The sequence below is a fragment of the Flavobacterium sp. genome, from assembly GCF_020217025.1.
In the GTDB taxonomy this organism is placed as follows: Bacteria; Bacteroidota; Bacteroidia; order Flavobacteriales; family Flavobacteriaceae; genus Flavobacterium.
The window spans coordinates 1-10,000 of sequence record NZ_JAIWOF010000058.1 but is presented as its reverse complement, the minus strand read 5'-3'; the positions used below and the strand labels follow the sequence as shown (position 1 = coordinate 10,000).

The window sequence follows — 10,000 nt, the reverse complement described above, 5'->3', positions numbered from 1 at the left end:
TTATTGACTTTAAGTGATTATGCTAACAAACATTATCCAAAAACCACTTTAGGAACATATCACGAAGCTTTATATTACGAAAAAACAGGTAATTATAAGAGAGCTATTAAAACCTATCAACGTGCTTTTACTCAAGAACCAATTCGTGAAATTACTAAAGATTTTATGCTAAATAGAGCCGAGGCTTTAAAAGGAAAACCAGACAAACCAACGGAAGAAGCACCAGCGGAAGTACCAGCTGAAACTCCAACAGAAGAAAAAAAACAAGAATAACACCAAATGAGTAAAGTAAAAACGGCTTTCTTTTGCCAAAATTGTGGCACCCAATATTCAAAATGGCAAGGTCAATGTAACGCCTGTAAAGAATGGAATACCATTGTAGAAGAATTGGTTCAAAAAGAAGAAAAAGTAGCGTGGAAAACCACAACGGCTACTTCTAAAGCAGTTACAAAACCTTTACTTGTAAAAGAAATAGATACCGCACAAGAAATCCGATTGAACACAACAGATAACGAGTTGAATCGGGTTTTGGGTGGCGGATTGGTTCCGGGTTCACTAACATTGTTAGGTGGCGAACCAGGAATTGGAAAAAGTACGTTGCTCTTGCAAATTGCTTTAAAATTACCCTACAAAACCCTTTATGTTTCGGGAGAAGAAAGCCAAAAACAAATTAAAATGCGTGCCGAACGTATTACTTCTAATGGCGATAATTGCTACATTTTAACCGAAACCAAAACCCAAAATATCTTCCGTCAAATTTTAGAAATTGAACCTGATATTGTTATTATCGATTCGATTCAAACCTTGCATACGGATTATATTGAATCGTCAGCAGGAAGTATTTCTCAGATTAGAGAATGTACAGCCGAGTTGATAAAATTTGCCAAAGAGACCAATACTCCAGTACTTTTAATCGGACACATTACCAAAGACGGGACCATTGCTGGACCCAAGATTTTAGAACACATGGTGGATACCGTTTTACAATTTGAAGGCGATAGAAATCACGTGTATCGCATTTTACGTTCTTTAAAAAACCGTTTTGGTTCTACTGCCGAATTAGGTATTTACGAAATGCAAGGTTCTGGTTTACGCGAAGTAGACAATCCATCTGAAATTTTAATTTCACACAAAGACGAACAACTTTCAGGAACTGCGATTGCCACCACTTTAGAAGGCATGCGTCCATTGATGCTAGAAATTCAAGCTTTGGTAAGCACTGCCGTTTATGGAACACCGCAACGCAGCACCACAGGGTATAACGCTAAACGATTAAACATGATTTTAGCCGTTTTAGAAAAACGTGCTGGTTTCAGATTAGGCACAAAAGACGTATTCTTAAACGTAACAGGTGGAATTTCAGTAGAAGATACCGCGATTGATTTAGCTGTTGTTGCTGCTATTTTATCCTCAAACGAAGACATTGCCATTGCAGAAGGTTTTTGCTTTGCAGGAGAAGTAGGACTTTCAGGTGAAATTAGACCCGTTAACCGCATTGAACAACGTATTCAAGAAGCCGAAAAATTAGGTTTTACGACTATTTTTGTTTCGAAGCACAACAAAATTTCGTTGAAAAATACGGAAATCAAAATTGTTCTAGTAGCGAAGATAGAAGATGTGGTGAGTGAGTTGTTTGGGTAATTATGAGTGATTTAAAAGAGCGAAGGTTAAAAAGTCTTAATTTCCAAATTCAAGAATTAGAAAATCGCCCCAATTATTTAAAAAATTATTGGCTGCGATTAGTCTTAGTTGGTGTTTTAGTCACATTAATTGCTCCTGAATATAGCAAACGAAATTCAAAACCTCTTATTGATTATTTCGATTACAATTATCCATTATGTTATAGTGTAGTTGCTTTTTCTTATGTGGTAATTTGCGCCATCATGCTACTAACTTTCACAATTCAAGACAAGAAAAAACTGAAGAAATTAAAAGAAAAACGAGATTTGAATGATTTGTTTAGAGGATAAATAAACCTGTCATGTCTAAAATTGCGCTATCGTTGTGGTGATATTAGAAAATTCTCACAATTTACTTCTCTACTCAAATCTAAATCAGAATTATCTGGATCATTTGGGTCAATATAAACTACAAAACATCTACCAATTATTTTTTTGTTTAATTCAGAAGTTAATTTTGTGCTTTTATAAAATTTCCCCTCATATTGAAATTTATAAATATAGTATGATTGAATATTTGCTGCGATTTCATAACTTATTACTTTTCCATAAATTGAAATTTTAGGTTTTGAATTTTCATATCTATTTATAAAATACATCACAATTAAAATAATTCCAAAAACTAAAATTGGATATATTTTTTCTTTATGGTCTTTTATGTTAATCATTATAAAGATATTTAAAAGTCTAAATATTATAATTAGAAATGCGTTTAGTTTTTAACTTCTTTTGCATTGATTTGAAATCCTTACCAGGGATTGATTTAAACAAAAACTAAATCCCCTCCAACAACTCCAACGCCTTATTTACACTTTTCACATTATCAAAAGTCAGTAATAAACGTAAGCCATTTTTGGTTTCTTTTTCTTTTATCTTACATACGTTGCCGTTGCGTTGGGCAAATTGTAGCACTTTCATGAAACGGTTACTTTGGTAAAAATCACTTTGTTGGTCACCAATGAAATAGCCTATCATTTTACCTTGTTTCATCATTAAACGTTCAATTCCCATGGCGGTTGCTTTCCATTTGATGCGTACGCTATTTAGTAACGCAATCGCTGGTTTTGGTAACGCACCAAAGCGGTCAATTAGTTTTTGTTCAAATTGTTGTAGCGTAGCTTCGTCTTTAATTTGGCTTAACTCGTTGTATAAATTCAAACGTTCGGTAATGTTGTTGATGTATTCATCTGGGAATAGTAATTCGAAATCGGTATCAATTTGAATGTCTTTTACAAACTCTTTGGTTTCGATGTCGTTTTCTTCTTGGTACAAGTCTTTGAACTCGTTTTCTTTCAACTCGTCAATGGCTTCGTTCATGATTTTTTGGTAGGTATCAAAACCAATTTCGTTGATAAAACCACTTTGTTCGCCACCTAATAAATCACCCGCACCACGAATTTCCAAATCCTTCATCGCAATATTGAAACCGCTTCCTAATTCGCTAAATTGTTCCAAAGCGGTAATACGCTTTTGCGCTTCACCCGTCATCATCGAATACGGCGGCGTAATGAAATAACAAAATGCTTTTTTATTACTTCTTCCCACTCGACCACGCATTTGGTGCAAATCAGACAATCCGAAATTATTGGCGTTATTGATGAAAATCGTATTCGCATTCGGTACATCTAAACCGCTTTCGATAATGGTGGTTGCGACCAAAACGTCAAATTCGCCTTCCATGAAAGCCAACATTAATTCTTCTAGTTTTTTCCCATCCATTTGACCGTGACCGATACCTACTTTTGCTCCTGGCACCAAGCGTTGAATCATTCCGGCAACTTCTTTGATATTTTCAATTCGGTTATTGATGAAAAACACTTGCCCACCACGCTGAATTTCATACGAAATTGCATCACGAATGGCTTCTTCGTTAAAACGAATCACGTGCGTTTCAATTGGATAACGATTTGGCGGAGGCGTTGTAATTACCGATAAATCCCGTGCCGCCATCAACGAAAACTGCAACGTTCTCGGTATCGGAGTTGCTGTTAAGGTCAAGGTATCGACATTTGTAGCAATGGTTTTCAATTTGTCTTTTACGTTGACTCCGAATTTTTGTTCTTCGTCGATAATCAACAAACCTAAATCTTTAAACACCACATTTTTATTCACCAATTGGTGTGTACCAATCAAAATATCGACTTTTCCTTCTTGCAGTTTTTGAAGTGTATCCGCTTTTTGTTTCGCCGTTCTAAATCGGTTCACATAACTTACGGTAACCGGCATATCTTTCAAACGTTCCGAAAATGTTCGGTAATGTTGATACGCTAAAATAGTCGTTGGTACTAAAACCGCGACTTGTTTTCCGTTGTCTACCGCTTTAAAAGCTGCACGAATCGCGACTTCTGTCTTTCCGAAACCAACATCACCACAAACCAATCGGTCCATTGGACGTTCGTTTTCCATATCGGCTTTAACGTCGGCTGTTGCGGTAATTTGGTCGGGTGTATCTTCGTAAATAAACGAACTTTCTAATTCTTTTTGCAAATAACTATCGGGTGCAAACTGAAAACCTTTGTCTAATCTTCGCTTCGCATACAACTGAATTAGGTTGAACGCAATGTGTTTTACACGTGCTTTTGTTTTTTGTTTTAGGGTTTTCCATGCGTTACTTCCTAATTTATAAATCTTAGGAGGCGCACCATCTTTCCCGTTGTATTTTGAGATTTTGTGTAGCGAATGAATGCTCACATACACAATATCATTATCGGCATAGACCAATTTTATGGCTTCTTGCGTTTTGCCTTCGACCTGAATTTTTTGCAAGCCACCAAACTTTCCAATCCCGTGATCGATGTGCGTTACATAATCACCCACCGACAAAGAAGTCAATTCTTTTAACGTAATGGTTTGCTTTTTCGAATAACCATTTTTGATGGAAAACTTATGGTAACGCTCAAAAATTTGATGGTCGGTATAACATGCAATTTGATTTTCTTCATCGATAAAACCTTCAAACAAAGGCAACACCATGGTTTTGTATTGCTTGCGAATGCTTTCGTGATTAGCTTCGTCGATATCTTCAAAAATATCATGAAAACGACTCGCTTGATTATCATTGGAACAACACAAATAATTTTTGTATCCGTTGAAATGATTTTCGCTCAAATTGTTCAACAACAAATCGAATTGTTTATTAAACGAAGGCTGTGGCTGAATATGAAATTCGACTTTTTTATCAGTTTTAAAAACAGCGTTAGCATGCAATTCGATTACCGAAAAATCCAGAGCACGTTTTAAAAATTGCTTTTGATTTAAAAATAATTCTTCGGGTGGCGCGTGCTGGATGTCTTTGGATAACTTCTCGAAAGCTTCATTGGCTTTGTCGAATAATTTATCTAATTGTTGTCCTAATAATTCGGTATTTTGAATGACTAAAACCGTTTTTTCGTTGATATAATCTAAGAAACTTTCACGGTTTTCTTGCAGTAATTTATTTTCAACATTTGGAATGATTGAAATCTTTTTCAGTTTTTCAATCGATAATTGTGTTTCAACATCAAAACTTCTGATGCTGTCGATCTCGTTACCAAAAAATTCAATTCGGTATGGATTATCATTGGAAAACGAAAATACATCAATAATTCCACCACGAACTGAAAATTCGCCCGGTTCGGTAACAAAATCTACGCGTTTGAAATTGTATTCAAACAAGGTTTCATTAATAAAATCAATAGAAAGTTTGTCTTCAACTGACAATTTCAACGTGTTTTTCTCTAATTCTTTTCGGGTAACCACTTTTTCGAAAATGGCTTCGGCATAGGAAACAACAATCGCAGGTTTTTTTCTGGAATTAATTCGGTTTAAAACCTCAGCACGTAACAAAACATTAGCGTTATCGGTTTCTTCAATTTGATAGGGTCTTCGGTACGAACTTGGGTAAAAAAGTACGTCTTCGGCATTAATTAATTGCTCCAAATCATTTAAATAATACGCCGCTTCTTCTTTATTACTGAATAAAATCAGGAAAGGAAGTTCTGATTTTTTAAACAGCGAATGTGCCACAAAAGACAACGACGACCCAACCAAACCAGTCATTTGAGACTTTTGGCGTGCTGCGAATGTACTTTCTATAACGGAAATCTTTGGTGACTTATCGTAAATGGATATAATGTCGGACTTGCTCAAAACTTTCTTTATTTTTTATCTGAAATTTCCATCTTCTTTCGCATTTCATCTGGATTTGCGTTTCTAGCTGTATCCAAAGCTCTCAACATTAATTCTTCTCCGATTTCCTTTGGAATTGCTTTTTTGATAATGATTTCATCCCATTGTTTATACAAACCTTTAATTTCCTCGTTAATTTCTGGAATTAACTTAGCAATACGTTGCTCTGGAATTACTTGTAAATTCATGAAAGTTTCGAGTGATTTTAACTTAGTATTTAAAGTCGTAATTCTACTTAAAATCTGAGGTTTATCATATTCGAAAGGAATTGTTATCGCTAAAGTATCTGCTTTTGAAGACAAATTTTTAGTTTTCATTTGAAAAGCTGATAATGTAGATTGTGGTTTTTGAAGCATTTCAATTTCAAATTGACGCCACTCGTTCCATCTGCCTAAAGTAGCTGCTACTTCAGGTCTAGGCGTTGGAAAATTAAATTGCCACATTTTCGAAATGTTCTTAAAAACAGCTTCGTTTTTTTGAGCTACTTTTTGGGCCTCTAGTTGCTGATTTTCATTTTCGCATGAAATCAATGTGAAAACTAAAAGCGATAAACTACATAAGAAAACTTTCATTCGGATAAATTAAAAAGCAAAGGTACAAATGTTTGCCGAATGCTGTGTTTTTTCTAATATTATCTTAACACCAAATTTGTTAATCAATTAAGAAAAACCATTTACAAGATGTTAATTTATTAAATATTTAAATTTAGGTTGCAATTTGTAAAAATATCACAAAAATCCATCTGCAAAATAAAGGCAAAATAGTATATTTGTTACCTCATTTACACAACCAAATGGATACGAAAATTTTAATTATTGGTGCTTGTGGACAAATAGGCACTGAACTTACAGCAAAATTAAGAGCAACTTACGGAGTTAATAACGTTATCGCATCAGACATTAGAAAATTAGAAAATGATGTAGTTAATAATGGAATTTTTGAAGTGGTAAATGCACTTGATTACAATCAAATTGAACACTTACTTGAAAAATATCAAATTACTGATGTATATTTAATGGCGGCTTTGCTTTCGGCTACCGCTGAGAAAAATCCGGCATTTGCTTGGGATTTAAATATGAATTCGTTGTTTCATGTTTTAAATTTAGCCAAAGCAGGAAAAATTAAAAAGGTTTTTTGGCCTTCGAGTATTGCGGTTTTTGGACCTACAACTCCTAGACATAACACGCCTCAGTATACAGTTATGGAACCTTCAACGGTTTATGGAATCTCGAAACAAACAGGAGAAAGATGGTGTGAATATTATCACAAACAATATGGTGTAGATGTAAGAAGTATTCGTTATCCTGGTTTGATTAGCTGGAGTACTGAAGCTGGTGGAGGAACTACAGATTACGCAGTAGATATTTATCACAAAGCGATTACCGATGGGAAATTCACGAGTTTCTTATCTGAAAATTCAGAATTACCAATGATGTATATGGACGATGCGATTAAAGCGACTATCGGAATTATGCAAGCTCCAGCAGAAAATGTTAAAATTCGTTCTGCTTATAATTTAGCAGCCATGAGTTTTACTCCGAAACAAATTGGTGAAGAAATTAAAAAACACTATCCAAATTTTGAATTAAGCTACGAACCTGATTTCCGTCAGAAAATTGCTGATAGTTGGCCAGCAAGTATTGATGATACTTCGGCGAGAGAAGATTGGGGTTGGAAAAACGATTTCAATTTAGAAAACATGACAGTAGATATGTTTAAAAATTTAAAAGAACATATTTATAATAAATAAAAAAACGTCCCGAAATATCGGGACGTTTTCCATTAAAACAAAAAACAAACTTACTCCTGAACGATAGGAGCTCTCAATGATTCTAACACGGCAACAACTTCACCAATCAAAGCAGGATCAGTAACCCCATTTAAGCCAGCTGCTGCTCCAACATATCCTATAAATTTATCGTATTCGGCATCATTAGATTTTTTACCCATACGTGGATTTTGAGCTGGATCATGTGCTGCCACCATATTTAATCCTGTATAAGAATTAGTAGCGCCTCCTCCTGTATTTGCTGAAAAGAAATCAGTTAAATTGTCGCTCAAAATAGCAACATTGGTTGTATTTCCACTTAAAGCTTCAGAAATTACTGGTGCAAAATGTTGTCCTAGATTACCTTCTGCTCCCACAACAATGTCAGAAACAATTAAAGTAATAGTTGAATCCACTACAGAACGATAACTTAAACGACCTTGTTCAATCATTTGACCAGGGTTATTGGGGTCAGAAACCATAGTAGTTCCACCTAATTTTGCATACAAAGTTGCTGGTTCTGGTGCTTGATCGTCATCGTCACTACAAGAAGTAACAAACGCTCCCGATGCAATAAATAAAGCCAATAAGGCTAGTTTTGAAAAATTTTTCATAGTAATAGTATTTAGAAATTAATTAAAAATTCGTTGAATTCCTCTTGAAAATTTATAACTGAAACTGTCTTCAGACATAACAGGACAAGCAGTTTTATTTTCTAATTCTTTTGGAAGTACAAAACGTTCTGCTTTATAATTACCCATAGCCATAAGCTTATTGTAAATAGTTTTTGAATCTGCAACCTTGATGTCGTGAAAGAATACTAAAACACCTGTTTCTTTATTCAATCTATCCGTTTTTACTCCTGGAATGGATTTTAAATTTCGATGAATTTCTTTTGCTTTAAGCGAATCTATTGGTTCTTTGAAGTCAATTCGGCTAATTTGTAATGAAGCGTTATCTATGACTAAAGGTTTTGCAATTGCGATGTGAACTACTAAAACCACAAATAAAATCAGGAATATTCCGAAGATACATCCTAAAGCAATTTTGATTTTTCTATTTATTTTCATGACGTTTGAGATTTTTGTTTAGTTGTATTTACGTAAACAATTTCTCATTGGTTTTCTCAAACAGAAAAAAATTAAATTTTTAACATTTGGACATAAAAAATCCCAAGACAAATTATCTTGGGATTAACTATTACTTATGTTTATTTTTACTTCTTTTCGGAAAGAATTTTATCTTCTATTACCGATTTTATTTTTACAACTTCATCCACATTGTCATTTGGAACCGTCATTGAAAGCACATAGTGTTTAATTTTCCACTGCCCATTTTCTTGAACCAAAACACCTGAACCGCGACAAATTTTCATTTGCGTACTTAATAATTCATCAAACCAAACCATTTTCCTATTTTCGCTAAAATAGATATTGCGTTCGATTGCTTTAAAGTTCCATGCTTTTCCTTTATCAAAATAAGGTTTTGCAAACGCTTGAAATTGTTTTTTGTTCCAATTTTCAGTGGCGTCTGTTCCGATGAAAATGGATTCCTCTGACATCGCTCCAAAATACGCTTCATAATTTGCAGCTGCAGCCGCTTTGTGCCAATTATCTAAAATAGTAGTGATGTTTTGTTTTTCAGATTGAAGCTTTTCTTCGCAAGGTTTGCAGGAGAAACCTAGAGTTGCCAAAAGCATGATGGCTAATTTTTTCATATTAAAAAGTATTTATTACAACTGTTTTTACATTCACAAATTCTTTGATGCCGTCTTCGGCTAATTCTCTACCGTAGCCTGATTTTTTGATGCCTCCGAAAGGTAATCTTGGATCGGATTTTACCATTTCATTGATGAAAACAGCACCTTCGTTAAAGGATGAAATCTTGGTTTTGATGAAATCAATATCTTGGGTAAAGATAGAAACCCCTAAACCAAATTCCGATTGATTGCTTAATTCGATTACTTCTTCAATAGTTTTGAAAGTTATTATTGCTGCAACAGGTCCGAAAGTTTCTTCATTGAAAACAGGCATCTCTGTGGTTACATTGGTTAAAATTGTGGGTTCATAAAAAGCTTCCTTTCTATTTCCACCAACAATTAGCTTAGCTCCCATTTCAATAGATTTTTGAACTTGAGCTTCCAATTCTCCTGCCAAATCTACTCTTGCTAACGAACCAATTTGTGTTTCCTTATCTAACGGATTCCCTGTTTTTAAGTTTTGAATGGCAACTTTGAATTTTGCTACAAACTCTTCTGCTATATTTTCGTGAACTAAAAATCGTTTCGCTGCAATACAACTTTGACCTGCATTTTGCATTCGGGCATTGACAGCTATTGTTACTGCTTTTTCTAGATTAGCATCTTCTAAAATGATGAAAGCATTGC

At 34.5% G+C, this 10,000-nt stretch carries 10 protein-coding genes and 1 pseudogene; 4 read left to right on the top strand and 7 right to left on the bottom strand.

Going from position 1 to position 10,000, the window contains the following annotated elements; genetic code table 11:
• The 3 genes and pseudogenes from LDL23_RS02725 to LDL23_RS02715 all read left to right on the top strand — a co-directional run.
• Nucleotides 1-273 (top strand): annotated as a pseudogene (locus LDL23_RS02725) (alpha/beta hydrolase); the annotation flags it as partial.
• A 6-nt stretch (nucleotides 274-279) separates the two neighbouring features.
• Nucleotides 280-1,641, top strand: a complete 1,362-nt coding sequence (gene radA, locus LDL23_RS02720; protein WP_291264339.1) for a DNA repair protein RadA — start codon at nucleotides 280-282, stop codon at nucleotides 1,639-1,641.
• Between the two features lie 2 nt (nucleotides 1,642-1,643).
• On the top strand, nucleotides 1,644-1,970 hold the full coding sequence (locus LDL23_RS02715) for a hypothetical protein (RefSeq protein WP_291264338.1): 327 nt from the start codon (nucleotides 1,644-1,646) through the stop codon (nucleotides 1,968-1,970).
• 26 nt (nucleotides 1,971-1,996) lie between these two features.
• Here LDL23_RS02715 and LDL23_RS02710 read toward each other — a convergent pair whose 3' ends face one another.
• The 3 genes from LDL23_RS02710 to LDL23_RS02700 form a co-directional block, all read right to left on the bottom strand.
• Nucleotides 1,997-2,347 carry a hypothetical protein gene (locus LDL23_RS02710; RefSeq protein ID WP_291264337.1) on the bottom strand — a complete coding sequence of 117 codons (351 nt, stop codon included), beginning with the start codon at nucleotides 2,345-2,347 and terminating at the stop codon, nucleotides 1,997-1,999.
• Between the two features lie 106 nt (nucleotides 2,348-2,453).
• The gene (gene mfd / locus LDL23_RS02705) at nucleotides 2,454-5,807 is read right to left on the bottom strand and encodes a transcription-repair coupling factor (protein WP_291264336.1); all 3,354 of its coding nucleotides are present in this window, start codon (nucleotides 5,805-5,807) and stop codon (nucleotides 2,454-2,456) included.
• Between the two features lie 8 nt (nucleotides 5,808-5,815).
• The gene (locus LDL23_RS02700; RefSeq protein ID WP_291264335.1) at nucleotides 5,816-6,418 is read right to left on the bottom strand and encodes a hypothetical protein; all 603 of its coding nucleotides are present in this window, start codon (nucleotides 6,416-6,418) and stop codon (nucleotides 5,816-5,818) included.
• A 221-nt stretch (nucleotides 6,419-6,639) separates the two neighbouring features.
• Here LDL23_RS02700 and LDL23_RS02695 point away from each other — a divergent pair, with 221 nt between their 5' ends.
• Nucleotides 6,640-7,596: an NAD-dependent epimerase/dehydratase family protein gene (locus LDL23_RS02695; RefSeq protein WP_291264334.1), complete on the top strand. Its 957-nt coding sequence runs from the start codon at nucleotides 6,640-6,642 to the stop codon at nucleotides 7,594-7,596.
• Between the two features lie 50 nt (nucleotides 7,597-7,646).
• Here the strand turns inward: LDL23_RS02695 and LDL23_RS02690 are convergent, their stop codons facing one another.
• The 4 genes from LDL23_RS02690 to LDL23_RS02675 form a co-directional block, all read right to left on the bottom strand.
• Nucleotides 7,647-8,228, bottom strand: a complete 582-nt coding sequence (locus LDL23_RS02690) for a hypothetical protein (RefSeq protein ID WP_291264333.1) — start codon at nucleotides 8,226-8,228, stop codon at nucleotides 7,647-7,649.
• Between the two features lie 18 nt (nucleotides 8,229-8,246).
• A complete protein-coding gene (locus tag LDL23_RS02685) occupies nucleotides 8,247-8,684 on the bottom strand; it encodes a hypothetical protein (RefSeq protein ID WP_291264332.1) in 438 nt (145 codons plus the stop codon).
• Nucleotides 8,685-8,830: 146 nt separating this feature from the next.
• Nucleotides 8,831-9,331, bottom strand: coding sequence for a nuclear transport factor 2 family protein (locus LDL23_RS02680; RefSeq protein WP_291264331.1), 501 nt, complete (start codon nucleotides 9,329-9,331; stop codon nucleotides 8,831-8,833).
• 1 nt (nucleotide 9,332) lies between these two features.
• Nucleotides 9,333-10,000 (bottom strand): aldehyde dehydrogenase family protein (locus LDL23_RS02675; RefSeq protein WP_291264330.1); only part of this gene is annotated, 668 nt, incomplete at its 5' end.

Coding starts and splice junctions, on each gene's coding strand:
- radA (WP_291264339.1), top strand. CDS start 280: ATGAGTAAAGTAAAAACGGCTTTCTTTTGCCAAAATTGTGGCACCCAA.
- LDL23_RS02715 (WP_291264338.1), top strand. CDS start 1,644: ATGAGTGATTTAAAAGAGCGAAGGTTAAAAAGTCTTAATTTCCAAATT.
- LDL23_RS02710 (WP_291264337.1), bottom strand. CDS start 2,347: ATGATTAACATAAAAGACCATAAAGAAAAAATATATCCAATTTTAGTT.
- LDL23_RS02700 (WP_291264335.1), bottom strand. CDS start 6,418: ATGAAAGTTTTCTTATGTAGTTTATCGCTTTTAGTTTTCACATTGATT.
- LDL23_RS02695 (WP_291264334.1), top strand. CDS start 6,640: ATGGATACGAAAATTTTAATTATTGGTGCTTGTGGACAAATAGGCACT.
- LDL23_RS02690 (WP_291264333.1), bottom strand. CDS start 8,228: ATGAAAAATTTTTCAAAACTAGCCTTATTGGCTTTATTTATTGCATCG.
- LDL23_RS02685 (WP_291264332.1), bottom strand. CDS start 8,684: ATGAAAATAAATAGAAAAATCAAAATTGCTTTAGGATGTATCTTCGGA.
- LDL23_RS02680 (WP_291264331.1), bottom strand. CDS start 9,331: ATGAAAAAATTAGCCATCATGCTTTTGGCAACTCTAGGTTTCTCCTGC.